The organism is Pseudoduganella guangdongensis, from assembly GCF_009857475.1.
Taxonomy (GTDB): domain Bacteria; phylum Pseudomonadota; class Gammaproteobacteria; order Burkholderiales; family Burkholderiaceae_D; genus Rugamonas; species Rugamonas guangdongensis.
Window position 1 is genome coordinate 232,835 of record NZ_WWCJ01000003.1, and the last position, 24,764, is coordinate 257,598.

Genomic DNA, 24,764 nt, shown 5'->3' on the forward strand with positions numbered 1-24,764 from the left:
CTTTATTTATCACCGAGACACATAGAAAAGAGGACTGAATGGCGAGTAACAACGTAGCCCAATTTGCCACCGAACTGAAGATGCCTGCAGATTTGCTGCTGTCGCAGCTGAAGTCTGCTGGCGTCGAAAAGAGTTCGGCGTCAGATCCATTGTCAAAGGATGATAAGGACAAGCTGCTGGAGCACCTGCGCCGTACCCACGGTGCAGCCTCCGAGCCGGGCGAGAAGAAAAAGATCACCCTGACTCGTAAAGAGACCACGGAGATCAAGCAGGCCGACGCCTCCGGCAAGGCCCGCACTATCCAGGTCGAAGTGCGCAAGAAGCGCACCTTCGTCCAGCGCGACGACGTGGTGACCACCGCCGCCGCCAAGCCGGCCGCGCCGGTGATCGACGCCGCTGAACAAGCGCGCCGCGATGAAGAAGCACGCCGTCAGGCCGAGCTGATTGCGCGCCAGGAAGCGGAGCTGAAAGAAAAGCAGGAGCGCCTGGCCAAGCTGGACGAGGAAAAGGCTGCCCAAGCCAAAGCCGCGGAAGAGGAAGCCAAGCGCGTAGCCGAAGAGCAGGCCAAGAAAGCCGCCGCCGACAAGGCCGCCGCTGAGAAGGCTGCCGCCGCTGCGGCCGCCGGCGCCGCCCAGAAGGCTGCCGTCGACGAAGAAGAAAAGAAACGCCTGGCCGACGCGGAAGAATCCAAGCGCAAGCACGAAGCTGCCGCCAAGGAAGCCGCCGAGCGCGCCGAAGCGACCGAGCGTGCGCGCAAGGCCGTGGCCGACGAAGTGGCCCAGATCAAGCTGATGATGAGCCAGCCGCGCCGCGTGATGAAGGCGCCTGAGCCGGCCCCAGTGGTGGCCAAGCCGAAAGTCGCGGAAGGCACCCTGCACAAGCCAGCGGACAAGAAGCCGGCGGCTGGTGCCGCTGCACCGGCGGCCGACAAGAATGCCAAGCCGGGCGACAAGAAATCGATCAAATCGGCCAACGTGGCATCGACCTGGAACGACGACGCCAAGCGCCGTGGCGCTCCTGGCGGTGGCGCAGGCAAGGGCCGCGGCAATGCCGGCGGCGGCGCGGGCAGCCGTGACGGCTGGCGCGCAGGCGGCAAGGGTGGCCGTCGCGGTGGTCATCATGACGACCGTGAAACCAACTTCCAGCAGCCGACCGAAGCGATCATCCATGACGTGCACGTGCCGGAAACCATCACCGTAGCCGAACTGGCGCACAAGATGGCGGTCAAGGCATCCGAAGTCATTAAGCAGCTGATGAAGCTGGGCCAGATGTGCACCATCAACCAGGTGCTGGACCAGGAAACCGCGATGATCGTGGTGGAAGAGATGGGCCACAAAGCCTTCGCTGCCGCTGAAGATGATCCGGAAGCACTGCTGGCCGACCAGGGCGAACACGCCGAGTACGAAGCAACCCCGCGCGCACCAGTGGTGACCGTGATGGGCCACGTCGACCACGGTAAAACCTCCCTGCTGGACTACATCCGCCGCGCCAAGGTAGCGTCGGGCGAAGCCGGCGGCATTACCCAGCACATCGGTGCGTACCACGTGGACACCCCGCGCGGCACCATCACCTTCCTGGACACCCCGGGTCACGAGGCCTTCACGGCAATGCGTGCCCGCGGCGCGAAAGCAACCGACATCGTTATTCTGGTGGTGGCTGCCGACGACGGCGTGATGCCGCAAACGAAGGAAGCGATTGCCCACGCCAAAGCAGCCGGCGTGCCGCTGGTGGTGGCGATCAACAAGATCGACAAACCAGGCGGCAACGTTGACCGCGTGACCCAGGAACTGGTGGCCGAGCAAGTGGTGCCGGAAGAATACGGTGGCGATTCGCCATTCGTGCCGGTGTCGGCGAAAACCGGCCAGGGCATCGACGACCTGCTGGAGCAAGTGCTGCTGCAAGCCGAAGTGCTGGAACTGAAAGCCCCGGTCGAAGCGCCTGCGCGCGGCCTGGTGGTGGAAGCGCGCCTGGACAAGGGCCGTGGTCCTGTGGCCACCATCCTGGTGCAGTCGGGTACCCTGAAGCGCGGCGACGTCGTGCTGGCAGGCTCCTCCTTCGGCCGTGTGCGTGCGATGCTGGACGAAAACGGCAAGTCGATTGCCGAAGCCGGCCCGTCGATCCCGGTTGAAATCCAGGGCCTGACCGAAGTCCCGGCCGCTGGCGAAGAAGCCATGGTCATGGCGGACGAGCGTAAAGCCCGCGAGATCGGCCTGTTCCGTCAAGGTAAGTTCCGCGACGTGAAACTGGCCAAGCAGCAGGCGGCGAAGCTGGAAAACATGTTCGACCAGATGGCCGAGGGCGAGGTGAAGAACCTGCCGCTGATCATCAAGACCGACGTGCAAGGTTCGCAGGAAGCGCTGGTTGGCTCGCTGCAGAAACTGTCGACCTCCGAAGTGCGGGTGCAGATCGTGCACGCGGCGGTGGGCGGCATCTCGGAATCGGACGTCAACCTGGCGACCGCTTCCAAGGCGGTCATCATCGGCTTCAACGCCCGTGCCGATGCACAGGCGCGCAAGCTGGCCGAGACCAACGGCGTCGACATCCGCTACTACAACATCATTTACGATGCGATCGAAGAGGTCAAAGCGGCGCTGTCGGGCATGCTGGCGCCGGAGAAGCGCGAACACGTTACCGGCCAGGTCGAGATTCGCCAGGTCATCCTGGTGTCCAAGGTTGGCGCGATTGCGGGCTGTCTGGTTACCGACGGTGTGGTCAAGCGTTCCTCCTCGGTCCGCCTGCTGCGCAACAATATCGTGGTGTGGACTGGCGAGATCGACTCGCTCAAGCGCTTCAAGGACGACGCGAAAGAAGTGCGCGCCGGTCTGGAGTGCGGTCTGAACCTGAAGGGCTACAACGACATCGTCGTTGGCGATGTACTCGAAGTATTCGAAGTGCAGGAAGTCGCCCGTACCCTGTAACAGCAGGACGGCGCGAAACACGGCGGGTGCCTCCCGCCTCGCTTCGGCGAGGCCAGGCGCCCGTCTTCATTTTTAGGACCACGCATTATGGCCAAACATAGCAAATCCATTCCCCAGCGCGGCGTGCGCGTGGCGGATCAAATCCAGAAGGACCTGTCCGAGCTGATCGCCTTCGAACTGAAAGACCCGCGCGTCGGCATGATCACGCTGTCCGAAGTGCAGCTGACCCCCGACTACGCCCACGCCAAGGTGTTCTTCACTACCTTGAAGGACGACCCGGAATCGATCAAGAACGTGCTGGCCGGCCTGAGCGCCGCCGCCGGCTACCTGCGCAATATGCTGGGCAAGCGCCTGCACATCCACACGCTGCCGCAGCTGCACTTCGTGCACGACATGTCGGCCTCGCGCGGCATGGCGATGTCCGCCCTGATCGACAAGGCCAATGCCAGCCGCGCCGCCGATTTCGACGAGAACAAAGAAGAAGAGTGACCGACGCAGTATGACTTCAGTAAGTGTAAAGCGCGTGCGCGATGCCGTGGACGGCGTGCTGCTGCTCGATAAGCCGGTTGGCCTGTCCAGCAACGACGCCCTGATCAAGGCCAAGCGCTTCATGAACGCGAAAAAGGCGGGCCACACCGGCACGCTCGACCCGTTCGCCACTGGCCTGCTGCCGCTGTGCTTCGGCGAAGCGACCAAGTTCTCGCAAGACCTGCTGGAAGCCGACAAGACCTACCTCGCCACCGTGCACCTGGGCCAGCGCACCGACACCGGCGACACCGAAGGCCAGGTGCTGGAAACGCGCGCCGTGAATGCCACCCAGGCCGAGATCGAAGCCGTGCTGGCCCGCTTCCGCGGCCCGATCAAGCAAGTGCCGCCGATGTACTCCGCGCTCAAGCGCGACGGCAAGCCGCTGTATGAATATGCGCGCGAAGGCATCACGCTGGAACGCGAAGCGCGCGACGTGGTGATCCACAAGCTGGAACTGGTGTCCTACGAGGCACCGTTCCTGAAGATCGAAGTCACCTGCAGCAAAGGCACCTATATCCGCGTGCTGGGCGAAGACATTGGCGCCGCGCTCGGCTGCGGCGCGCACCTGAACGCGCTGCGCCGCACGCAAGTCGGTGCGCTGACCACCGACAAGATGGTCACGCTGGAAGACCTGGCCGCCCACGCCGCACCGCGCGAGCTGCTGGCGCCGGTGGACGCGCTGCTATCGTCTTTCCCGCGCATCGTGCTGAACGCCGAGCTGGCCAAACGCTTCCTGCACGGCCAGCGTCTGCCGCTGGGCAAGGAGCCATCAATCGCCGTGCCCGCACCGTATGAAGGGCGCGTGCGTATTTACGACGACACCGGCCGCCTGCTTGGCACCGGTATTTTCGGTGAATACGCCATCCTGGCGCCGGAGCGCCTGGTCGCCAGCGCCCAGGGCTAAACAGCTGCCGGCGCTGCGCTTGCGGGCGCGGCGCATAGCGCAGCCAGCAGCCGCAATGGCACCCCCATGAAGCCACCGGCCAGCGCGCCAAACGCTGCGCAAGCAGGCAAGGCGAAGGCCAGCTGGCCGCCCAGGCTTGGCTGCACCGCCAGCGCCACGGCAAAGGCGAACTTCCCCGCAAAGACCAACAGCATCAGCACTAGCGGCGCCCAACTGCCGCGCACCCGCACCGTCCGCGCCGCCCGGTCCAACGCCAGCGCATGCACGCCAGCGCCGCGCCACGCCAGCGCCGCTCCCGCCGCCAGACCCGCCAGCCACGCAGCCCCCGCCAGCGACAGCAGGCCAAAGTTGGCCGCGACACTGTGCAAGCCCAACGCCAGCATCAGCCCCGGCATGACGAACGCGGCACGCAGGCCAAGCACCCGCGCGCGGCTGGCGGCAAGCCCGCGATAGACCAGGAAGGCCAGGATGGCCCAGACGTAGTGTGGCGTGTGGTTCAGGATCTGTTGCAGCATTTCGTGCGCTCCGTAGCGGGTGTCGATGCAGCGACTATGCGGCACGGCAGCAGGCTGGGCCATGGGGTTGCGACGAAACCGGCCCACGGCGGCGCGAAAGGGTATTGAGCCAGATCAAAGGTGCGTTGTGGCTGTCCGATTGTCAGACCTGACCCCGAACTGGTTGGTTGCGGCGCAGCATGCTATACTAGTGGGTTCAGTGCTTCCGCACGTGCAGAATTCCTGTCAATACATACATCATGTCTAATACTAAACGCGCAATTCGCAACATCGCCATCATCGCCCACGTTGACCATGGCAAAACCACCCTCGTGGACCAACTGCTGCGCCAGTCCGGTACCTTCCGTGAAAACCAGCAGGTTGATACCCGCGTGATGGACTCCAATGACCTGGAGAAAGAACGCGGCATTACCATTCTGTCGAAGAATTGCGCGGTTGAGTACGAAGGCACCCACATCAACATCGTTGACACTCCAGGCCACGCCGACTTCGGCGGCGAAGTGGAGCGTGTGCTGTCGATGGTGGATTCGGTCCTGCTGCTGATCGATGCGCAGGAAGGCCCAATGCCACAGACCCGTTTCGTGACCCGTAAGGCGCTGGCCCTGGGCCTGAAGCCGATCGTGGTGGTGAACAAGATCGACCGTCCGGGCGCGCGCGCTGACTGGGCGATCAACCAGACTTTCGAACTGTTCGACAAGCTGGGCGCGACCGATGAGCAGCTGGACTTCCCGATCGTGTACGCGTCGGGCCTGAACGGCTACGCCGGCCTGGACGAAACCGTGCGCGGCGGCGACATGAAGCCGCTGTTCGAAGCGATCCTGAAATACGTGCCCGTGCGCGACGACAATCCGGACGGCCCGCTGCAGATGCAAATCACCTCGCTGGACTACTCGTCCTACGTGGGTAAAATCGGTATCGGCCGCGTTTCCCGTGGCCGCGTGAAGACCGGCCAGGACGTGATCGTTCTGAACGGTCCTGACTCGACCCCGATCAAGGGCCGCATCAACCAGGTGCTGAACTTCAAGGGCCTGGAGCGCGTGCTGGTGGACGAGGCGGTTGCCGGCGACATTATCCTGATCAACGGTATCGAAGAAATCGGCATCGGCTCCACCGTGTGTGCACCGGACACCCCGGAAGCGCTGCCAATGCTGACCGTCGACGAGCCGACCCTGACCATGAACTTCATGGTCAACAACTCGCCGCTGGCCGGCCGCGAAGGCAAGTTCGTGACCTCGCGCCAGCTGCGCGACCGTCTGGACAAGGAACTGAAGGCCAACGTGGCACTGCGCGTAGCCCCAACCGACGACGACACCGTGTTTGAAGTGTCGGGCCGTGGTGAGCTGCACCTGACCATCCTGATCGAAAACATGCGTCGCGAAGGTTTTGAGCTGGCCGTGTCCCGTCCGCGCGTTGTGTTCAAGATGGTGGATGGCGTGCGCCACGAGCCGTACGAGCAACTGAGCGTTGACGTGGAAGAAGCCAACCAGGGCGGCGTGATGGAAGAACTGGGCCGTCGTCGCGGCGACCTGCAGAACATGGAATCGGACGGCAAGGGCCGTGTGCGCCTGGAATACCGCATTCCTGCGCGCGGCCTGATCGGCTTCCAGGGCGAGTTCATGACCCTGACCCGTGGTACCGGCCTGATGTCGCACGTGTTCGACGCTTACGCGCCAGTCGATACCTCCAAAGGTGAACTGGGCGGCCGTCGCAACGGCGTGCTGATTTCGCAGGACGACGGCGCTGCCGTGGCCTACGCGATCTGGAAGCTGCAAGATCGCGGCCGTATGTTCGTGGTCCACAACGACCCGGTGTACGAAGGCATGATCATCGGTATCCACTCGCGCGACAACGACCTGGTGGTGAACCCGATCAAGGGCAAGCAGCTGACCAACGTGCGTTCGTCGGGTACCGACGAAGCGGTGCGCCTGGTGCCGCCGATCCAGATGTCGCTGGAGTACGCTGTGGAATTCATCGACGACGACGAACTGGTGGAAATCACCCCGAAATCGATCCGTCTGCGTAAGCGCCACCTGAAGGAACATGAGCGTAAGCGCGCTTCCAAAGAAAACGCGTAATGCTGAAAAACCCGCCGCCTGGCGGGTTTTTTTATTCCGGCGTGGTAAGCTGGTTGTCCTAGCCGGAACCGACGAGGAGAACCAGCATGGCCCAACCCACCAATCTGGCCACCCAGGCCATGGAATACTGGACCGACGCCTGGCAGCGTTCCGTCCTGTTCATGGACGTGCTGTATCGGCGCGGCACCGAGCGCAATGCGCGCGAGCGGGAAACCGCGCCGCATGTGCTGAATTTCGAGTTCGAGACCGTGATCGACGGCCGCACCCTGGCGCGGCCGGTGAATTACTCGCTGATGCGCATCATCCCGCCGGATGGCATGGAGATTGACGACAGCAAGCGGCCCTTCATCGTGGTCGACCCGCGCGCCGGGCACGGCCCGGGCATCGGCGGCATGAAGCAGGACAGCGAAATCGGCGTCGTGCTCAAGGCCGGCAATCCCTGTTATTTCATCGGCTTCCTGCCGGCGCCGGTGCCGGGGCAGACCATCGAGGATGTGTGCCATGCCGAAGCCCAGTTCATCGAGCAGGTGGCTTACCTGCATCCGGACGCGGAGGGCAAGCCGGCCCTGATCGGCAATTGCCAGGCGGGCTGGCAGATCATGATGACGGCCGCCCTGCATCCGGAGCTGTCCGGGCCCCTGGTGCTGGCCGGCGCGCCGCTGTCGTATTGGGCCGGGGTGCGCGGCAAGAATCCCTTGCGCTACCTGGGCGGGCTGACCGGCGGCACCTGGATGACCTCCCTGGCGGGCGACCTGGGACACGGCAAGTTCGACGGCGCCCACCTGGTCAGCAATTTCGAGAGCATGAATCCTGCCAATACCTATTGGAAGAAGGGTTACCACGTGTATGCCAATGTCGACACGGAGGAGAAGCGCTTCCTGGAGTTCGAGCGCTGGTGGGGCAACCCGGTGCTGCTGAATGCGGAGGAGATTCAGTTCATCACCGATAACCTGTTTGTCGGCAATCGCCTGAGCAACGGCACCATTCATGATTCGGACGGGCGCCGCATCGACTTGCGCAATATCCGTTCGCCGGTGGTGGTGTTCTGCTCGTGGGGCGACGATATCACGCCGCCGCAGCAGGCGCTGGGCTGGCTGCTCGACCTGTATGAGAACGACGCCGCCATGGTGGCGGGCGGGCAGACCGTGGTCTACACCTTGCACGAGTCGATCGGGCACCTGGGGATTTTCGTTTCGGCCTCGGTGGCGAACAAGGAGCATGACGAATTCACGCGCACCATGGATTTGATCGATGTGCTGCCGCCAGGCCTGTACGAGGCGGTCTTCATCGACAAGGGCGACGAGGGCGTGCACAGCCCCGAGCTGGCGGAAGGCAATTACGTGGTGCGTTTCGAGCGGCGCGACCTGAACGAGCTGCGCGCGCTGGGCGGCAATGACGACGAGGACGAGCGCCGTTTCGCCACGGTGGCACGGCTGTCGGAAATCAACCAGGGCCTGTACCGCACCTTCATGAGCCCCTTGGTGCAGGCGATGACCAACGAGCATTCGGCGGAGTGGATGCGGCGCATGCATCCCTACCGCCTGCGCTACGAGCTGTTCTCCGACATGAACCCCTTCCTGAGCGGGATCAGCACGCTGGCGGAGCAGGTGCGGGCGCAGCGCAAGCCGGCTTCGCCCGATAATCCCTTCCTGCAGATGCAGGAGGCCGCCTCGCAGCAGATCGTGGCCGCGCTGGACCGCTACCAGGTGATGCGCGACCAGGCGGTGGAGCAGTTTTTCCTGTCTGCTTATGGGCACCCGCTGCTGCAAACGCTGGTTGGCTTGCGCGCCGATTCGGCCAATATCCGGCGCCGCATCGGACGCGATATCGCGCGCGAATCGGTGGTGGCCGCGCGCCGCACCGAAGCTGCCAAGCGCCTGGCCAGCGGCGGCGAGCGCGAAGCCGTGATGCGCGCCATCCTGTATATCGCCCGCAGCCCCGAGATGCGCGCCGCCGACGAACGCGCCTTCGCCACGCTGCGCGAGCTGCGCATGCGCCTGCCGGCCAAGGAGCGCATGTCGCTGGCCCGCTTCAAGGAAATAGTGCAGGAGCAGAACATGATCCTGCAGCTGGACGAAGAGCGCGCCATGGCCGCCCTGCCCAAGCTGCTGGCCGAGGTTGACCGCAAGCGCGCTTTGGAAGGCGTCCGCCAGATCATGACCGCCTCCGGCAAGCTCGAAGGCGAAGCCCTCCGCCGCCTCACCCGCGTCGAACAGCTCTTCAACAGCTAGCTTTAAAAATGTCCACCTTGGGGTCAGGAAGAAAAGTGGACATTCCCTAAGGAATGTCCACTTTTCTTCCTGACCCCAAGGTGGACATTTCTGCCTGTATAATGTGCAGCCCTCGATTTTTTGCTTGCCATTATGTCCTCTTCGATCATGCCGAAAGCTTCCCGCCGTTTGTCCGTGGCGCCGATGATGGATTGGACGGATCGCCATTGCCGTCATTTCCATCGCTTGATCTCGCAGTACACCTGGCTGTATACGGAGATGGTGACGACCGGGGCGCTTGTCTACGGCGATGTGGAGCGCCATCTGCGCTTCAATGAGGAGGAGCATCCGGTGGCGCTGCAGCTGGGCGGCTCGGATCCTAAGGACCTGGCCATTTCCGCCAAACTGGGCGAGAAGTGGGGCTACGATGAAATCAACCTTAACTGCGGCTGCCCGTCGGAGCGGGTGCAGAAGGGGGCCTTCGGCGCTTGCCTGATGTCGGAGCCGGAACTGGTGCGCGATTGCGTCAAGGCGATGAAGGATGCGGTGCAGATTGATGTCACGGTCAAGCACCGGATCGGCATCGATTACGAGGAGAGCTACGATTTCGTGCGCGATTTCGTGGGCACGGTGGCGGAAGCCGGTTGCACCACCTTTATCGTGCATGCCCGTAACGCGATCCTGAAGGGCTTGTCGCCCAAGGAAAACCGCGAAATCCCGCCGCTGAAGTATGAGTACGCCTACCAGCTGAAAAAAGACTTCCCGCAATTCGAGATCCTGATCAATGGCGGCATCAAGACGCTGGAGGAGATCGATAGCCACCTGGAGCACGTGGACGGCGTCATGCTGGGCCGCGAGGCTTACCACAACCCTTACCTGATGGCTGCTTTCGACCAGCGCTATTACGGCGCCACCAGCGAGCCGCGCAGCCGCCAGCAAGTGCTGGAGGCGATGATCCCGTATATCGAGGAGCAGCTGGCGAAGGAGGGCGCGCGCGGCCTGAAGATCAATACCATCACGCGCCACCTGCTGGGCATCGCCCAGGGCTTGAAGGGGGCGCGCCAATATCGCCAGACTTTGTCCGATGCGAAGCAGTTGGCGGCTGGCAATCCCCGCATTTTGCTGGACGCGTTCGCCCGAACCGCGTAAACACAAGAAATCCTGCGCATTCACTTCCGTTTGCCGCTGCGGCAGAGCTCTTTCTCAAAAGAAAGTTCGCATGCCCACATTTTGAGCAAAATTTGCTTGCCGTGCGGAAACCTCAAGACTATAATTTCGCTGATACACACATGCTATTTACGGTTCCTACCGTGTGTTTTAGGGATGAAATACGACAGGTTTCGTCCCGCGGCGACAGCGATCTTTGCATTCGCAGTCATAGTTTGCTACTGTCGCTACTTGCGTAGCAGCAAGTGTCAGTGGATGCAGTAAATATTTCTTTGCTGCATCTTAGGCAGTCAACAACCGTGTCACTTCTATAAATAAGAGCCGAAATGAATTTGAGTAAAATGAAGGTAGGGACCCGTCTTGGTCTCGGTTTTGCACTGGTACTGGCGTTCCTCGTCATTATCACCATCGTCGGTATCTGGCGCATGGCTCAGATTCAGGACCGCCTGGATCACGTAGTAAGTGTCAACTCTGTCGCTACCCGTCTGGTAGTGGACATGCGCAATAACGTCAATGAACGCATCAACGGCCTGAAGGTCCTGACCCTGATGTCCGATCCGGCCGATATGGAACCGGAAATGAAACGCCTGTCCGACCAAGGCGCCAAGTACGATGAACTGAGCAAGAAGCTGAGCGCGCTGTACGCGGCCAACGCCACGCCGGAAGAGAAGTCTCTGCTGGCCCAGGTGAAAGAGCACGAAGCGGTGGCTCTGCCGGCAATCAAGAAAGCATCCGAACTGTGGCTGGCCAATGATGCCGTGGGCGCGACCCGTATCCTGATCAAGGAAATCCGTCCGGCGCAGAAGAAGTGGATGGACGCGCTGGAACAGCTGGCCACCCTGGAAGACAAACTGAACGAAGAGATGAAGGTGGAAGCGGCGGAAGGCTTCGCTTCGGCCCGCCTGTTCATGATCGTTGCCGGCATCGCTGCCGTGGTGATCTCGGTGGGTGCGGCGTGGATGATCACCCGTGGCCTGCTCAAGCAGCTGGGCGGCGAGCCTGACTACACCGCATCGATCGCTGGCGCCATCGCCAACGGCGACCTGTCGGTGAACATCGACACCACCTCGACCGACAAGGACTCCCTGCTGGTCGAAATCAAGGAAATGCGCAACAGCCTGGTTGAAATCGTTGGCCAGGTACGCCAGGGCACCGAAACCATCGGCACCGCTTCGCGCGAAATCGCCGCCGGTAACATCGACCTGTCGTCGCGTACTGAAATGCAGGCTTCCTCGCTGGAGAAGACCGCTTCCGCGATGGAAGAACTGACTTCCACCGTGAAGCAGAATGCCGACAACGCCCGTGAAGCGAACCAGTTGGCCGCTTCGGCGTCGGACGTGGCCCTGAAGGGTGGCCAGGTGGTATCGCAAGTGGTTGAGACCATGAGCTCGATCAATGAGTCCGCCAACAAGATCGTGGACATCATCGGCGTCATCGATGGCATCGCCTTCCAGACCAACATCCTGGCGCTGAACGCTGCGGTGGAAGCGGCCCGTGCCGGTGAACAAGGCCGTGGCTTCGCGGTGGTGGCATCCGAAGTGCGTAACCTGGCCCAGCGTTCCGCTGGCGCGGCGAAAGAGATCAAGTCCCTGATCGGCGACTCCGTCGAGAAAGTGGAGCGCGGTTCGAAACTGGTGGGCCAGGCTGGCGTGACCATGGATGAAGTGGTGGCGTCGGTGCGCCGCGTGACCGACATCATGAGCGAGATCGCTTCCGCTTCGCAGGAGCAGAGCGCCGGCATCGAGCAGGTCAACGTGTCGATCATCGAGATGGACGCCATGACCCAGCAGAATGCTGCCCTGGTGGAAGAAGCTGCCGCCGCGGCGCAGTCGCTGCAAGACCAGGCTGGCGAACTGGCCCGCGTGGTATCGATCTTCAAGCTGGATGCGGAAGCTGAATACGCGCTGACCGCACACAAGCCAGTCGCCAAGCAAACCGCAGTCGCCGTGGTGCCCAAGGCAGCGGCCAAGCGTCCTGCCGCTGCCAAGCCGGCAGCTGCGCCAAAGAAAGTTGTCGCCGCTACCGCCGGTAGCGACGAGTGGGAAGAATTTTAATAATTGGGCATAGACCCGCAGTTTTTTAAATTTTGATTGGGATAAAAATGAACAAGCGTCTGATCGGCTTCATCGCAGCATCCATCGTTTCCGCTTCCGCTTTCGCGGCTGATACCCCAGCAGTATTCGATGCCAAGAATTGCAAGGCCGAATACCCAAAGGCTTCGCTGCTGAATGAAGAGCAAGGTTCCGTGACCATGTCCTTCCTGGTGTCCGCCGGAGGCGAAGTGCTGGATTCCAAAGTCGACAAGTCCAGCGGTTTCAAGAACCTGGACAAGGCTGCGGTCAAAGCCATCAGCGCTTGCAAATTCAAGCCAGGCACCAAGGACGGCGCTGTAGCCCAGACCTGGACCAAAGTCGATTACGTTTGGTCGCTGTAATTCATTTCACTCTCATTCAGTAGGGGAACATCATGATCACGAAGTTGAGTGTTATGGCAGTAGCGCTCGCAATGGGCGCATCGGCTTTCGCCGCCGACGTACCGGCATCTTTCGATGCCAAGAATTGCAAGGCTGAGTATCCGAAGGCCTCCCTGATGAACGAGGAGCAGGGCACCGTCAGCATGTCCTTCCTGGTGGCCGCCAACGGCGACGTCAAGGATTCCAAGCTGGACAAGTCGTCCGGCTTCAAAAACCTGGACAAAGCAGCGCTGAAAGCATTGAGCGCCTGCAAGTTCAAGCCGGGCACCAAGGACGGCGCACCGGCCGAAACCTGGACCAAGGTGGACTACGCCTGGAAACTGGACTAAACCAGTCGCCCTGTACAAGAAAACGGCCCCTCGCGGGCCGTTTTTTTGTTAATCTAGCTTCCATGAAATTACTGTTTCTCGTCCCACTAGCCGGCATGCTGTTTTCCGGTTGCGCCATGTGGCGCAATCCGAACGATCCGGCCCGCAACAAGCAGTACGTGGTGGTGATCAACGCCATGACCTGGCCGGACTCCGCCTCGGGCCAAATGCAGGGTAAGCGCACCGTCTGGCCGCTGGAGCAACTGGGCAACCACGAGGAGCTGTTCCCGCTGGCCCAGCTCAAACACTGCCCGCCTGCCTTGCCCTGCGCCTGGGGCGTGCTGAGCGCTTCGCGCAATGTGACGCGCTATCAGTACGAAGCGGGCGGCGTCACGCTGGACCTGGGCATGAATGTCGATGTGCACCGCCGCCAGCAGGACCGCCGCCGCAATTCCCATACCTCGATCGCGATTCCGGCCGATGTGCCGGCCATGAGCTACCAGCGCGTGGTGCAGGAAACGGTCTCCCTGCCGTATGGCAAGGTGTACAGCGTGGAGATGGACTACGGCATCAAGTACCAGCTGTGCGCGCAGCGCATGGATGCGTCGGGCCGACCGCTCGACAAGTGCGACATTCCGCCCATCTGAGCTGGCCGCTGTAAGCGTTTGTAAAAGCGGCGGCGCCAGCGCGAATATTCCCTATAGTTGAATACTGTGAGGGAGAAACTGCGATGAAAACTTTGATGATCTTGCCGCTGCTGGCCCTGGGCCTGACCGGTTGCGCTGTACAACAGCCTGCGCGCTATGCGTCGGGCAATCCGTATGAGTGGCAAACCGTGTCGGTGACGCCGGTGCCGTATGGCACGGCGGCGCGTTCCGGGGCCCCGGTGACGTATTCAAGCGAGCCGGTGTATGTACAGCAGCAGCCCGTGTATGCGGCGCCGCAGCCGGTGTATGTGCCGCAGCCGTTCTATGCGCCGGCGCCGGCCTATGTCTATCCGCCGGTGACGATCGGTTTCGACTTCCTCTTCACCAACCGGCATTGGCGTGGCCGGGGCCACCGCCACCGCTGATTAGTGGAAGACGGGCGCGACGTGCATCAGCACGTCCGCCGAGCACAGCAGCCAAGTTGCAGAGGCCACCAGGCTGAGCAGCACGGCACTGCTTGTGTAGGGATGGTGGGACATGGTTACGCTCCTGCCTAAGATTTACCATCATCTTATCCAAGAGCAAACAAAAAAGGCATCGGATGGTTGCCGATGCCTTTGTAGGACTATTGCTCGTGTTTATTTTTTACCCCAAAGTACCACTGGGCCGGCCGGCGCCGTATCCTGCGCATTCGACTGGGTCAGCCATTCGGTCACCCGCTCGGGTTCCTTCAGGGTGATGCCCGAGCCGTCGATGTAGCCGACGAATTCCAGGTACTTGGCATTCAGCTTGGCCTTGGACACGGTCGGTGCCACCATGACCATGCGGTCGTAGGCCTTGCGGGCCTTATTCTCCCATTTGTGCAGGCTGGAGTCGTCGAAGCGATTGGCTTCGTAGTAGATAGTCAGCGTCCCGTCCGGGTTGCCGAAACCGACGATGCCGGCGCCGTGGCGGATGGTGGTGGAAGTGCTGACATCAAACTCCGCCGTTGGTACGAACACGCCGGCGCGACCGCCCACCGAGGGCAGGCCGATGGGCGTGTCCTTGCTGTAAGTAGTTAAATCTTTCAACTCCGACATGGCTTCTTCCATTTGCGCAAAATTTTTTCAGCCATTATTTTAGCGCCAAACTAATGCCACCGGGCAAAGCCATGCCGGTTTAATTTTGCGGCACAACACGCAGGCGCGAGCGCTGGGTGGGACGCAGCAGGAGGCGCTCGGGCGGCTGGCGCAATAAGGCCAGCGCGCGCTCGCCAAGCGCTTGCATGGCCGGGGCCGCGCTGCCTTGCGCCGCAATGCCGAGCCACACCAGATGCGGGCCATCGCCGCGCACCGGCAGCTGCGGGAAGTTGTTCGGCATGTCCAGCGTGGCCAGCAAGCCGGCCTGGCGCCAGCCTTCATCGCGCCAGGCGGCAAAGGCGGGCGCGGCCAGCTCGGCGAAGCGTTCCACAGCGCCGGGCTGCACGGCAAACAGCATGGCCACGGCCGCGCCCTGCGCGCCGGACGGCTCGCGCAGCGGATCGACGGCCGGCAGCACCGGCACGCCGCTGCCGGCCTGCAGTGGTCGCAGCAACAGCACGTTGTCGCTGTCCGTCATCAAACCGTTCAGCGTGGCCTTGTGCTCCTGCCATACCGGGCCGTAGTAGAAGGCGGCATTGGCCACGGCGCGCTGCTCCCAGCTGGCGAAGCCGCGCAGCCAGAGGAAGCTGTTGCGCCGTTCGGGCTCGGTGAACTGGCCCAGCGCCATAGCGCCCAGTTGCTGGAACGCCTCCGGGAACAAGGTTTCGAAATAGCGCGCAAACGCTGCCTGGCCGCCTTCTACTGTGGTGTAGCGGCGGAATTCGATGATCGGGTAAGTGTCCATGGTGTGCAGCATGGGGGCAAATGCGGTCAGTTCCCGCCCTGATTGCTGTGCTACGCTTGCTGTGTGAAGACCCTGCGCCTGTTCCCCCTTTTGATCCTGACCGCCGCGAGCTGCCTGCGGGCGGCGGATGCTACGCCGGTCTTGCGACTGTGTTCGCTCGATATCGATTTCGCGCCGGTGGCGCGGGTCGACTTCAGCGGCCATTACCAATACCTGCTGCAACTGGCGGCGCGCAAGGCCAACGTGCGGATCGAGCGCAAGGTGGCGCCGCGCCGCCGTTGCCTGGACGAGATGCGCAGCGGTTTGAGCGACGCCATGATCGGCGCATTCACGCAGGAACGCCTGGCCACCGCTGCATTCCCGATGGTGGGCGGTGCGCCGGACGTGACGCGGTCGTTCGGCACGGTGCGCTATTACCCGTACCGGAGGGCGGGCGATGTTGTGAGTTGGGATGGGCAACGCTTCCACGGGCTGGAGAGCAGTGTGGGCGTGGAGTCGGCCTTTGTTTTCGTCACCGACCGCCTGCGCGTGCTTGGCGTGCCCTACGACGATGGCGCCAAGACGCTGGAGCAGAATATGGACAAGCTGCGCGCCGACCGCGTGGACGTGGTGATCGGCATGGGTCTGGAAGCGGACCGGCTGGTCGCCAGCCGCCACGCCGGCCGCATTGAACGCGCCGGCGGCGCCTTCGACTTGTCGCCCATGTACCTGATCCTGTCGCGCCAATTCCACGCCCGGCACCCCGAGCTGGCGCAGCGCCTGTGGCAGGCCGTGCAGGAAGCCCGCAACAGCCCAGCCTACAAGCGCTACCAGCAGGATCACCCTTGATTGCGGATCACCTTCGTCACAGCGGCGAGTTCTTCGCCGCTATAGCCGGCTGCGTTGGCACGCTCCAGTAGCTGGGCAATGGCGCCGGTGAGGCTGGCATCCAGGCCGGCGGCGCGCATGGCGTGATGGATGCGGCGCGTGGCGTCGACCGAGATCGAGAGCGGGCTTTGCGAGATGCTGTAGTCGCCGCCGGCAACCACGTTCGCCTCGTGCTGCAGGAATTCGCCGAAGGAGGGCGACATGGCCTGCACGATGGCGCCGTAGCGCTGCACGTCCAGCCCTTCCTGCTGCAGTAGCGCGGCGCCTTGCAGGAAGCCGCTTGTCGCGCCATACACGAACGACAGCGTGGCCAGGTCCATGGTGGGTGCTGCGGTCGCGCGCTCGCCCAGCCAGGCGATGTTGCCGCCAAAGGCCGCCAGCACGGTCTGCGCACGATCGACCGTGGCGCGCGGGCCGGACAGCAGGATGGTGGTGTCCGGCTTGCCCATCTGCTCCGGCGCCACCTGGATGGCGCCGGACAGGTAGACGGCGCCGTGGCGTTGCGCGGTCTCCGCTGCTGCGGCGGCTTCCTGCGGGCTGAAGGTGGTGAATTGCAGCAGGGCCTTGCCTTCCAGTGCCCGCCACGCGTTCGGCGTCATGATTTCCGCTGCGGCGCCGTGGTCGTGCACGCACATCACGGCAAACTCCGCCCGCGACAGTGCCTCCGCTGCCGATGCGGCAACTTTGGCGCCGGCTTCCGCCAGTGCCGCTGCCTTGCCCGGCGTGCGGTTCCAAACGTGTACCTCAAAGCCTGCGTCAAGCAGGAGACGGGCGAGGGTGGAGCCCATTTGGCCAAGGCCGATCACTGCGATGCTTTTCATTTTCATACTCCTTTGTGGGTGGGAGTACTGAATCTTGGGGTACCATAAGATCCAGCAAGTACCTACTTTTCTGTGTGGTACTACCCATTTGGTAAGTTTTGTGGAGTTTCAATGGCTGCGAGCAAACCCTATAACTGCGGCATCGGCCCCGCTTTCGAAGTCATCGGCGGCAAATGGAAGGCGCTGATCCTGTACGAGCTGCAGTCAGGTCCGGTGCGGCCAGGCGGCTTGCGCCGCGTGTTGGGCGATATCACGGAAAAAATGTTGATTCAGCAACTGCGGGAGATGGAAGCCGACGGCCTGGTGCGGCGCGAGATGTTCCCCGAAGTGCCGCCGCGCGTCGAATATTCGACCACGGAACTGGGGAGGGAGCTGAATGCCGCCCTGGGTCCGGTGGCGCGCTGGGGCGAGAAGTATGCGCTAGCTCGAGCGAAATGAGTTCCGTAGCGTCAGATCGAGTGTCCAGGAGAATCGACGAAACCAATCGCCTCGCATACGAAGTGCATGGCAACGAGTTGGCGATCATTTCCTGCCGCTAGCACTACTGACGGATTCTGGAGGCGTGGCGCAAACAAAAAAGGCCTGATCTTTCGATCAGGCCTTCTTCGTGAATTCGGTGGGGTGGCTGATGGGGCTCGAACCCACGACAACAGGAATCACAATCCTGGACTCTACCAACTGAGCTACAGCCACCACTGAAACTTCTTTCTATCGCCCCGTAGCGCGACAGAGCCGAGATTATATAGGGTCTCCCCGAAACTGGCAAATATATTTCAAACCTGCACCGTTTCGACCTGGGGATGCAGTCCCAGCAGGTTGGCAAACGCCGTTTGCAAGGCTGCCGCGTTGCCGCTGGTGTAGCCGCGCAGGTGGGCCGGGGTGCCGCCCGGGCGTTGCAGGCCGGCGCCTTCCAGCAGGCGGGCCAGCTGGCGCGCCACGGCGTCGCCGGTGTCGATCAGCGTGACCGGGGCCACGTTCGCGCCGCGTGCCGCCACTACCTGGGCGATGGCTTCTTGCACGAAGGGGTAGTGGGTGCAGCCCAGTACCAGGGTATCCGCGCCCTGGTCCAGCAACGGATCGACAAAGCCATGCAGCATGGCGGCCGTTTCCGCGCCCGACAGGTCGCCCTGTTCGATGCGCTCCACCAGTCCGCCGCAAGGCTGCAGCAGGAAGCGGGTGCCGTTGGTGGTGGAGATCTGCTCGCGCAGGGCAAGGAATTTCTCGCCGCGCAGGGTGCTGGCGGTAGCCAGCACGCCGACCGTGCCATTGCGGGTGGCGGCGGCGCCGGGCTTGAGGCCGGGCTCCACGCCGACCACCGGCAGGGCAGGGTAGGCGGTACGCACCGCCTTGATGGCGGCCACGGTGGCGGTATTGCAGGCCACGACCAGCGCCTTGGCGCCTTGCGAAATGAGGAATGCGGTGACATCGAGCGCGCGCTGCACCAGCCATTCATCCGTCTTTGCACCGTAGGGTGCGAAGGCGGAATCGGCAAAGTACATCACGTGCTCGTGCGGCAGCTGCGCGTGGATATGGCGCAGCACGGAGAGCCCTCCCACGCCTGAATCAAAGACGCCGATGGGCGCATCGGCGGAGGAGGGAACAGCGTGTGTCATCAGGCTGGCGGGTTAGGCAGGTTGAGCTGCTTTCAGGGCTTCGATCTTCACCTGCCACTCTTTCGGGCCGGTGTTGTGCACCGAGGTGCCGGAGGAATCGACGGCCACGGTGACAGGCATGTCGACCACATCGAATTCATAGATCGCTTCCATGCCCAGGTCTTCGAAGCCGACGACCTTGGCGCCCTTGATCGCTTTCGACACCAGGTAAGCCGCGCCGCCAACCGCCATCAGGTAGGCTGACTTGTGCTTCTGGATCGATTCGATCGCGGTCGGGCCGCGTTCCGCCTTGCCGACCATGGAGATCAGGCCGGTTTTCTCCAGCATCATGTCGGTGAATTTGTCCATGCGGGTCGCGGTGGTCGGGCCGGCTGGGCCGACGACTTCTTCGCGCACCGGATCGACCGGGCCGACGTAGTAGATCACGCGGTTGGTAAAGTCCACCGGCAGTTTCTCGCCCTTGGACAGCATGTCCTGGATGCGCTTGTGCGCGGCGTCGCGGCCGGTCAGCATTTTGCCGTTCAGGAGCAGGGTCTGGCCCGGCTTCCAGGACGCCACTTCTTCCTTGGTCAGGGTATTCAGATCAACGCGCTTGGACTTTTCGGTGTCGGCGGCCCAGGTGACGTCCGGCCAGTCGGACAGCTTTGGCGGCTCGATGTAGGCCGGGCCGGAACCATCCAGCACGAAGTGGGCGTGGCGGGTGGCCGCGCAGTTCGGGATCATGGCGACTGGCTTGGAGGCAGCGTGGGTCGGGTACATATTGATCTTCACGTCCAGCACGGTGGTCAGGCCGCCCAGGCCTTGCGCGCCGATGCCCAGGGCATTGATCTTGTCGCACAGTTCGATGCGCAGTTCTTCCAGCTTGTTCTGCGGGCCGCGCTTTTTCAGCTCGTACATATCGATGTCTTCCATCAGCGACTCTTTAGCCATCATCATGGCTTTTTCCGCGGAGCCGCCGATACCGATACCCAGCATGCCAGGCGGGCACCAGCCAGCGCCCATCAGCGGCACAGTCTTCAGCACCCAGTCCACCAGCGAGTCGGATGGATTCAGCATGACGAACTTGGTCTTGTTCTCTGAGCCGCCGCCTTTGGCTGCAACGCCCACGTCGACGGTATTGCCTTCCACCAGTTCCATGTGCACCACGGCTGGCGTGTTGTCCTTGGTGTTCTTGCGCTCGAAGTGCGGGTCGGCCACGATGGAGGCGCGCAGCTTGTTGTCGGAGAAGTTGTATGCGCGGCGCACGCCTTCGTTCACGGCGTCGGTCACGGTGCCGGTGAAGCCTTCAAAGCGTACACCCATACCAATCTTCAGGAAGACGTTCACCATGCCGGTGTCCTGGCAGATCGGACGCTTGCCTTCCGCGCACATGCGGGAGTTGGTCAGGATCTGGGCGATGGCATCCTTGGCGGCCGGGCTTTGCTCGGCGTCGTAGGCGCGTGCCAGGTGCTGGATGTAGTCGGCAGGGTGATAGTAGCTGATGTACTGCAGCGCCGCTGCGACGGATTCGATCAGGTCGTCTTGCTTGATGATGGTCATGGTTGGCTCTTTGGCTGACAGGTATTAGTGGTGTTTCGATGCGTGAGTCGTGGTGGTGATGCGGTCGGTATAGGCGATCGCGATCGCCGACAGCAGGAACACGCAGTGAATGCCGGTTTGCGCGATCAACGCTTTCTCGGTGTACAGCTGCGCGTTGATAAAGGTCTTCAGCAGGTGGATCGACGAAATGCCGATGATCGCGGTAGCCAGCTTGGTCTTCAGCACGGAGGCGTTCACGTGCGACAGCCACTCAGGCTGGTCCGGGTGGCCTTCCAGGTGCATGCGCGAGACGAAGGTTTCGTAACCGCCCACGATCACCATGATCAGCAGATTGGAGATCATGACCACGTCGATCAGGCCCAATACAACCAGCATGATGGTGGTTTCGGTCAGCTTCTTCGGTGCCTCGGCGCCAGGCACGGTCACGGCATGCAGGATGTGTTCCAGCGAGGCGGCATTGCCGAATGCCGCGCCAATCAGGTCTTTCAGCTCGACCCAGAAATGGAATACGTAAACGCACTGCGCCAGGATCAGGCCCAGGTACAGCGGCAGCTGCAGCCAACGGGACATGAAGATGAAGGCAGGAATAGGGCTTAGGCGCTTGCCATTGGTGTTCAGCGGGTCGGTCATTTGGTTTCTGCGAAAAGGCGTTTGGAAAAACAGCCGATATTCTACACGCGGCAGCAGGCCTACGGCAGCGGCGGCGATATGCTACATTGCAAACTTTGTTTTCCTGGCAAGTGACGATGACGCTGGAATGGTTGCAAGGTTTGCGCGGCTTGGCCGTGCTGGGCGTGGTGCTGGCGCACGCGCGCTACTTCCTGGTCGGTACGCCGCACGGCGAACTGGGGAAGACGCTGTTCCTGCCGGGCGCCATGGGCGTCGACCTGTTCTTCCTGATCAGCGGCTTTATCATGGTCCACACCACGCGCGGCGCCGGTGGCCTGCGCGACACCGCACTGTTCGCCGTGCGCCGCTTCGCCCGCGTGTGGCCGGCGTACGCGGTGGTGACCCTGTTGTGGATCTTTATCGACCGTGGCGGCCTGTGGTTCTTCCAGGATGCTGATCGCCTGTGGCACCTTGCCGGCTCGCTGGCCTTCCTGCCGCAGGTGCCGGGCGAGGCGCCTTTCTTCGGTCTGGTGTTCCCGCTGGCATGGACACTGGCCTTCGAAATGTACTTCTATCTGGTGTTCGGCATCAGCATGCTGGCCGGCCGCCTGCGCTGGTTCGTGTTCGCGAGTTGGATGTTGCTGACCCTTGTGCTGCTGCCCGCCACCCACGGCGGCGCCACGCTTAATATCCGGCAGTACCTGTCGTTCAGCTGGGGCTATATGCAGCTGGCCACCAACCCGCTCATATACGAGTTCCTCGCCGGCGTGGCAATTGGCCTGCTGTACCACCAGCCGCGCATCCGCTTCGGCAGCGCCGCCGTGGCCTGGCAGGCCGTGGTTTGCAGCAGCGGCTTTGTGCTGTGGTGGGGCTGGTCCGGTGTGGGCGGCTTCCACGGCCCGGCAGGGTGGGGCTGGCCGCTGGCGCTGATGCTGCTGGCGCTGGCCATCGCCAGCAAAACCGTTACGCTGACCATGCCGCGCTGTCTGGTGTGGGTGGGCGCCGTTTCCTACTCCATGTACCTGACCCATTATCTTGGCCAAGTGGTCTTGACCCGCTGGCTGGAGAAGCATGGCCTGCACACGCAAAGCTGGAATGAGGTCTTCCTCGCGCTGTTGCTGGCGATTCCGCTCGCCGCCATTTCGCACCGCCTGCTGGAACGCGGCCTGGGCGAGTGTCTGAGGGAAAAATTGGTATTGCTGGTTGACCGCTGGCTGCCAGCGCCCGCTGTACCGGAGCCCCAAGAAGTGATTAAAATGGCAAAAATAACCTCCTGATCATGTAAGGGGGTAGTAAGCGACAAGCACTATCGTTGCTAGCAAACCATCACTAACCGGAGACAAGCATGACGAACCAAGGCGCAGATCAACAAGGACCAACCGAATCGCGCATTTTTGCGCCGCCGGCTGCATTCGTGGAAAAAGCCGCCGTGTCCGGCATGGCCGCCTACCAGGCGCTGTGCGATGAAGCCGAGCGCGACTACGAAGGCTTCTGGGCCCGCCTGGCCCGCGAGCACGTTGAATGGCAGACCCCATTCACCCGCACGCTGAACGAAGACAACGCACCGTTCTACAAATGGTTTGAAGACGGCAAGCTGAACGTGTCGTACAACTGCCTGGACCGCAATATCAAGAACGGCCTGGGCGACAAGACCGCCATTATTTTCGAAGCCGACGACGGTGAAGTGACCCGCGTCAGCTACCAGCAATTGCACGACAAGGTCTGCAAGATCGCCAACGGCCTGAAGGCGCGTGGCATCAAGAAGGGCGACCGCGTCGTCATTTACATGTCCATGTCCGTGGAAGGCGTGGCCGCCATGCAGGCTTGCGCCCGCATCGGCGCCACCCACTCCGTGGTGTTCGGCGGCTTCTCCGCCAAGTCGCTGCAAGAGCGCATCATCGATGCTGGCGCCGTAGCCGTGCTGACCTGCGACGAACAACTGCGCGGCGGCAAACAGCTGCCGCTGAAAGTCATCGTCGACGAAGCGCTGGCGATGGGCGGCTGCGACACCATCAAGAACGTGGTGGTGTACAAACGCACCGGCGGCAATATCGCCTGGACCGAAGGCCGCGACATCTGGCTGCACGACCTGGTGGAAGGCCAGGCCACCACCTGTGAACCTGAATGGGTGGAAGCAGAGCATCCGCTGTTCATCCTGTACACCTCCGGCTCCACCGGCACTCCGAAAGGCGTGCAGCACTCGACCGGCGGCTACCTGCTGTGGGCCGCGCTGACCATGAAGTGGTCCTTCGACCTGAAGCCGGAAGACACCTACTGGTGCACCGCCGATATCGGCTGGGTCACCGGCCACACCTACATCGCCTACGGCCCGACCGCAGTCGGCGCCACCCAGGTGGTGTTCGAAGGCATCCCGACCTTCCCGCACGCCGGCCGCTTCTGGGAAACCATCGCCAAGCACAAGGTCAACATCTTCTACACCGCACCGACCGCGATCCGCTCGCTGATCAAAGCGTCCGACGTCGATCCGAAAGTGCATCCCAAGAACTTCGACATTTCCTCGCTGCGCCTGCTGGGCACCGTGGGTGAGCCGATCAATCCGGAAGCCTGGATGTGGTACTACAAGAACGTGGGCGGCGAGAAATGCCCGATCGTCGACACCTTCTGGCAGACCGAAACCGGCGGCCACATGATCACCCCGCTGCCGGGCGCCACGCCAATGGTGCCAGGCTCCTGCACCCTGCCGCTGCCAGGCATCATGGCCGCGATTGTGGACGAAGCAGGGCACGACGTACCGAACGGCAGCGGCGGCATCCTGGTCGTCAAACGCCCATGGCCGTCGATGATCCGCACCATCTGGGGCAACCCCGACCGCTTCAAAGCCGGCTACTTCCCGGAAGAACTGGGCGGCAAATACTACCTGGCAGGCGACGGCGCGATCCGCAACGCCGAAACCGGCTACTTCACCATCACCGGCCGCATCGACGACGTGCTGAACGTCTCCGGCCACCGGATGGGCACGATGGAGATTGAATCCGCCCTGGTCGCCAACCCGCTGGTCGCCGAAGCAGCCGTAGTGGGCAAGCCAGACGAAACCACCGGCGAATCGATCTGCGCCTTTGTCGTACTGAAGCGCGCCCGCCCGACCGGCGACGAAGCCAAACAGATCGCCGCCGAGCTGCGCAACTGGGTAGGTAAAGAGATCGGCCCGATCGCCAAGCCGAAAGAGATCCGCTTCGGCGACAACCTGCCGAAGACCCGCAGCGGCAAGATCATGCGCCGCCTGCTGCGCGTGTTGGCGAAAGGCGAAACGATCACGCAAGACGTCTCCACGCTGGAAAACCCCGCCATCCTCGAGCAACTGAAAGAAACCTCCTAAAGTAGCTCAGACAGGGTCTGACCCTTGGGTCAGACCCTGGTTTACCGGGTTTCAACAGAAAACCTTTGCCATCCCGCAAAACGCTGCTATAATTCGGGCCTCTCGCGATGAGTGAGAGATGCAGGAGAGATGGATGAGTGGTTGAAGTCGCACGCCTGGAAAGCGTGTATAGGTTCATAGCCTATCGGGGGTTCGAATCCCCCTCTCTCCGCCAAGAACAAGTAGTAGGATGTCCAAAGATGTCCACGAACCCGCGATACTCCCAGTGAGTACGCGGGTTTTTTGTTTCTGGAACGTTATTAGCGTCCATTGAAATCCAGCACCTTTGACAGTATCTTTGAAGGTATCTTGAAATACCGTCAAAACTGAT

Annotated in this window: 22 protein-coding genes and 2 tRNA genes; 16 read left to right on the forward strand and 8 right to left on the reverse strand. The window is 62.2% G+C overall.

The window, feature by feature from the left end:
• The first annotated feature begins 38 nt into the window (after window positions 1-38).
• The 3 genes from infB to truB all read left to right on the forward strand — a co-directional run bounded on the left by infB (window position 39) and on the right by truB (window position 4,350).
• Window positions 39-2,918, forward strand: coding sequence for a translation initiation factor IF-2 (gene infB / locus GTP41_RS05355; RefSeq protein WP_161024534.1), 2,880 nt, complete (start codon window positions 39-41; stop codon window positions 2,916-2,918).
• Window positions 2,919-3,005: 87 nt separating this feature from the next.
• Window positions 3,006-3,407: a 30S ribosome-binding factor RbfA gene (rbfA, locus tag GTP41_RS05360; RefSeq protein WP_161024535.1), complete on the forward strand. Its 402-nt coding sequence runs from the start codon at window positions 3,006-3,008 to the stop codon at window positions 3,405-3,407.
• Between the two features lie 10 nt (window positions 3,408-3,417).
• Complete coding sequence (gene truB / locus GTP41_RS05365) at window positions 3,418-4,350, forward strand: tRNA pseudouridine(55) synthase TruB (RefSeq protein ID WP_161024536.1); 933 nt, start codon at window positions 3,418-3,420, stop codon at window positions 4,348-4,350.
• Here truB and GTP41_RS05370 read toward each other — a convergent pair.
• Window positions 4,347-4,865: a DUF6622 family protein gene (locus GTP41_RS05370; protein WP_161024537.1), complete on the reverse strand. Its 519-nt coding sequence runs from the start codon at window positions 4,863-4,865 to the stop codon at window positions 4,347-4,349. The genes truB and GTP41_RS05370 overlap by 4 nt on opposite strands.
• 239 nt (window positions 4,866-5,104) lie before the next feature.
• Between GTP41_RS05370 and typA the strand changes: the two genes are divergently transcribed.
• The 8 genes from typA to GTP41_RS05410 all read left to right on the forward strand — a co-directional run bounded on the left by typA (window position 5,105) and on the right by GTP41_RS05410 (window position 14,170).
• Complete coding sequence (gene typA, locus GTP41_RS05375) at window positions 5,105-6,940, forward strand: translational GTPase TypA (RefSeq protein ID WP_161024538.1); 1,836 nt, start codon at window positions 5,105-5,107, stop codon at window positions 6,938-6,940.
• Window positions 6,941-7,026: 86 nt separating this feature from the next.
• Window positions 7,027-9,171, forward strand: a complete 2,145-nt coding sequence (locus GTP41_RS05380) for a DUF3141 domain-containing protein (protein WP_161024539.1) — start codon at window positions 7,027-7,029, stop codon at window positions 9,169-9,171.
• Window positions 9,172-9,303: 132 nt separating this feature from the next.
• Window positions 9,304-10,299 carry a tRNA dihydrouridine(20/20a) synthase DusA gene (gene dusA, locus GTP41_RS05385; protein ID WP_161024540.1) on the forward strand — a complete coding sequence of 332 codons (996 nt, stop codon included), beginning with the start codon at window positions 9,304-9,306 and terminating at the stop codon, window positions 10,297-10,299.
• A gap of 344 nt (window positions 10,300-10,643) precedes the next feature.
• Complete coding sequence (locus GTP41_RS05390) at window positions 10,644-12,371, forward strand: methyl-accepting chemotaxis protein (RefSeq protein WP_229502744.1); 1,728 nt, start codon at window positions 10,644-10,646, stop codon at window positions 12,369-12,371.
• 47 nt (window positions 12,372-12,418) lie between these two features.
• A complete protein-coding gene (locus GTP41_RS05395) occupies window positions 12,419-12,751 on the forward strand; it encodes an energy transducer TonB (protein WP_161024541.1) in 333 nt (110 codons plus the stop codon).
• A gap of 32 nt (window positions 12,752-12,783) precedes the next feature.
• Complete coding sequence (locus GTP41_RS05400) at window positions 12,784-13,119, forward strand: energy transducer TonB (protein ID WP_161024542.1); 336 nt, start codon at window positions 12,784-12,786, stop codon at window positions 13,117-13,119.
• 62 nt (window positions 13,120-13,181) lie between these two features.
• Window positions 13,182-13,745 (forward strand): hypothetical protein, encoded by a 564-nt coding sequence (locus tag GTP41_RS05405; protein ID WP_161024543.1) that lies wholly within the window; start codon window positions 13,182-13,184, stop codon window positions 13,743-13,745.
• An 83-nt stretch (window positions 13,746-13,828) separates the two neighbouring features.
• Window positions 13,829-14,170 carry a DUF3300 domain-containing protein gene (locus tag GTP41_RS05410; protein WP_161024544.1) on the forward strand — a complete coding sequence of 114 codons (342 nt, stop codon included), beginning with the start codon at window positions 13,829-13,831 and terminating at the stop codon, window positions 14,168-14,170.
• A 213-nt stretch (window positions 14,171-14,383) separates the two neighbouring features.
• On the opposite strand, the gene GTP41_RS05415 is transcribed toward GTP41_RS05410, so the two are convergent.
• Together GTP41_RS05415 and GTP41_RS05420 are read right to left on the reverse strand one after the other, a co-directional pair.
• Window positions 14,384-14,824 carry a hypothetical protein gene (locus GTP41_RS05415; RefSeq protein ID WP_229502745.1) on the reverse strand — a complete coding sequence of 147 codons (441 nt, stop codon included), beginning with the start codon at window positions 14,822-14,824 and terminating at the stop codon, window positions 14,384-14,386.
• A gap of 79 nt (window positions 14,825-14,903) precedes the next feature.
• Window positions 14,904-15,620, reverse strand: a complete 717-nt coding sequence (locus GTP41_RS05420) for an NIPSNAP family protein (RefSeq protein WP_161024546.1) — start codon at window positions 15,618-15,620, stop codon at window positions 14,904-14,906.
• A 51-nt stretch (window positions 15,621-15,671) separates the two neighbouring features.
• Between GTP41_RS05420 and GTP41_RS05425 the strand changes: the two genes are divergently transcribed.
• The gene (locus GTP41_RS05425; RefSeq protein WP_161024547.1) at window positions 15,672-16,436 is read left to right on the forward strand and encodes a substrate-binding periplasmic protein; all 765 of its coding nucleotides are present in this window, start codon (window positions 15,672-15,674) and stop codon (window positions 16,434-16,436) included.
• Here the strand turns inward: GTP41_RS05425 and GTP41_RS05430 are convergent.
• Complete coding sequence (locus tag GTP41_RS05430; RefSeq protein WP_371867285.1) at window positions 16,427-17,347, reverse strand: NAD(P)-dependent oxidoreductase; 921 nt, start codon at window positions 17,345-17,347, stop codon at window positions 16,427-16,429. The genes GTP41_RS05425 and GTP41_RS05430 overlap by 10 nt on opposite strands.
• A gap of 60 nt (window positions 17,348-17,407) precedes the next feature.
• Between GTP41_RS05430 and GTP41_RS05435 the strand changes: the two genes are divergently transcribed.
• A complete protein-coding gene (locus tag GTP41_RS05435; RefSeq protein WP_161024549.1) occupies window positions 17,408-17,734 on the forward strand; it encodes a winged helix-turn-helix transcriptional regulator in 327 nt (108 codons plus the stop codon).
• A gap of 179 nt (window positions 17,735-17,913) precedes the next feature.
• Here the strand turns inward: GTP41_RS05435 and GTP41_RS05445 are convergent.
• The 4 genes from GTP41_RS05445 to GTP41_RS05460 form a co-directional block, all read right to left on the reverse strand.
• Window positions 17,914-17,989: transfer RNA gene (locus tag GTP41_RS05445), tRNA-His, on the reverse strand.
• Between the two features lie 80 nt (window positions 17,990-18,069).
• Entirely contained in the window at window positions 18,070-18,909 is an 840-nt protein-coding gene (gene murI, locus GTP41_RS05450) for a glutamate racemase (RefSeq protein ID WP_161024551.1), read from the reverse strand.
• A 12-nt stretch (window positions 18,910-18,921) separates the two neighbouring features.
• A complete protein-coding gene (locus GTP41_RS05455; RefSeq protein WP_161024552.1) occupies window positions 18,922-20,448 on the reverse strand; it encodes a fumarate hydratase in 1,527 nt (508 codons plus the stop codon).
• 24 nt (window positions 20,449-20,472) lie between these two features.
• Window positions 20,473-21,078, reverse strand: coding sequence for a YqhA family protein (locus GTP41_RS05460; RefSeq protein WP_161024553.1), 606 nt, complete (start codon window positions 21,076-21,078; stop codon window positions 20,473-20,475).
• Between the two features lie 116 nt (window positions 21,079-21,194).
• On the opposite strand from GTP41_RS05460, the gene GTP41_RS05465 reads away from it, so the two are divergent.
• The 3 genes from GTP41_RS05465 (at window position 21,195) to GTP41_RS05475 (ending at window position 24,608) form a co-directional block, all read left to right on the forward strand.
• Entirely contained in the window at window positions 21,195-22,334 is a 1,140-nt protein-coding gene (locus GTP41_RS05465) for an acyltransferase family protein (RefSeq protein WP_161024554.1), read from the forward strand.
• A 68-nt stretch (window positions 22,335-22,402) separates the two neighbouring features.
• Window positions 22,403-24,394 (forward strand): acetate--CoA ligase, encoded by a 1,992-nt coding sequence (gene acs, locus GTP41_RS05470; protein ID WP_161024555.1) that lies wholly within the window; start codon window positions 22,403-22,405, stop codon window positions 24,392-24,394.
• Window positions 24,395-24,517: 123 nt separating this feature from the next.
• Window positions 24,518-24,608 (forward strand) — tRNA-Ser (locus tag GTP41_RS05475).
• The last annotated feature ends 156 nt before the right edge of the window (window positions 24,609-24,764 follow it).

Coding starts and splice junctions, on each gene's coding strand:
- typA (WP_161024538.1), top strand. CDS start 5,105: ATGTCTAATACTAAACGCGCAATTCGCAACATCGCCATCATCGCCCAC.
- GTP41_RS05405 (WP_161024543.1), top strand. CDS start 13,182: ATGAAATTACTGTTTCTCGTCCCACTAGCCGGCATGCTGTTTTCCGGT.
- murI (WP_161024551.1), bottom strand. CDS start 18,909: ATGACACACGCTGTTCCCTCCTCCGCCGATGCGCCCATCGGCGTCTTT.
- GTP41_RS05410 (WP_161024544.1), top strand. CDS start 13,829: ATGAAAACTTTGATGATCTTGCCGCTGCTGGCCCTGGGCCTGACCGGT.
- GTP41_RS05380 (WP_161024539.1), top strand. CDS start 7,027: ATGGCCCAACCCACCAATCTGGCCACCCAGGCCATGGAATACTGGACC.
- GTP41_RS05395 (WP_161024541.1), top strand. CDS start 12,419: ATGAACAAGCGTCTGATCGGCTTCATCGCAGCATCCATCGTTTCCGCT.
- GTP41_RS05370 (WP_161024537.1), bottom strand. CDS start 4,865: ATGCTGCAACAGATCCTGAACCACACGCCACACTACGTCTGGGCCATC.
- acs (WP_161024555.1), top strand. CDS start 22,403: ATGACGAACCAAGGCGCAGATCAACAAGGACCAACCGAATCGCGCATT.
- rbfA (WP_161024535.1), top strand. CDS start 3,006: ATGGCCAAACATAGCAAATCCATTCCCCAGCGCGGCGTGCGCGTGGCG.
- GTP41_RS05420 (WP_161024546.1), bottom strand. CDS start 15,620: ATGCTGCACACCATGGACACTTACCCGATCATCGAATTCCGCCGCTAC.
- truB (WP_161024536.1), top strand. CDS start 3,418: ATGACTTCAGTAAGTGTAAAGCGCGTGCGCGATGCCGTGGACGGCGTG.
- dusA (WP_161024540.1), top strand. CDS start 9,304: ATGTCCTCTTCGATCATGCCGAAAGCTTCCCGCCGTTTGTCCGTGGCG.
- GTP41_RS05455 (WP_161024552.1), bottom strand. CDS start 20,448: ATGACCATCATCAAGCAAGACGACCTGATCGAATCCGTCGCAGCGGCG.
- GTP41_RS05435 (WP_161024549.1), top strand. CDS start 17,408: ATGGCTGCGAGCAAACCCTATAACTGCGGCATCGGCCCCGCTTTCGAA.
- GTP41_RS05390 (WP_229502744.1), top strand. CDS start 10,644: ATGAATTTGAGTAAAATGAAGGTAGGGACCCGTCTTGGTCTCGGTTTT.
- infB (WP_161024534.1), top strand. CDS start 39: ATGGCGAGTAACAACGTAGCCCAATTTGCCACCGAACTGAAGATGCCT.
- GTP41_RS05465 (WP_161024554.1), top strand. CDS start 21,195: ATGACGCTGGAATGGTTGCAAGGTTTGCGCGGCTTGGCCGTGCTGGGC.
- GTP41_RS05400 (WP_161024542.1), top strand. CDS start 12,784: ATGATCACGAAGTTGAGTGTTATGGCAGTAGCGCTCGCAATGGGCGCA.
- GTP41_RS05460 (WP_161024553.1), bottom strand. CDS start 21,078: ATGACCGACCCGCTGAACACCAATGGCAAGCGCCTAAGCCCTATTCCT.
- GTP41_RS05415 (WP_229502745.1), bottom strand. CDS start 14,824: ATGTCGGAGTTGAAAGATTTAACTACTTACAGCAAGGACACGCCCATC.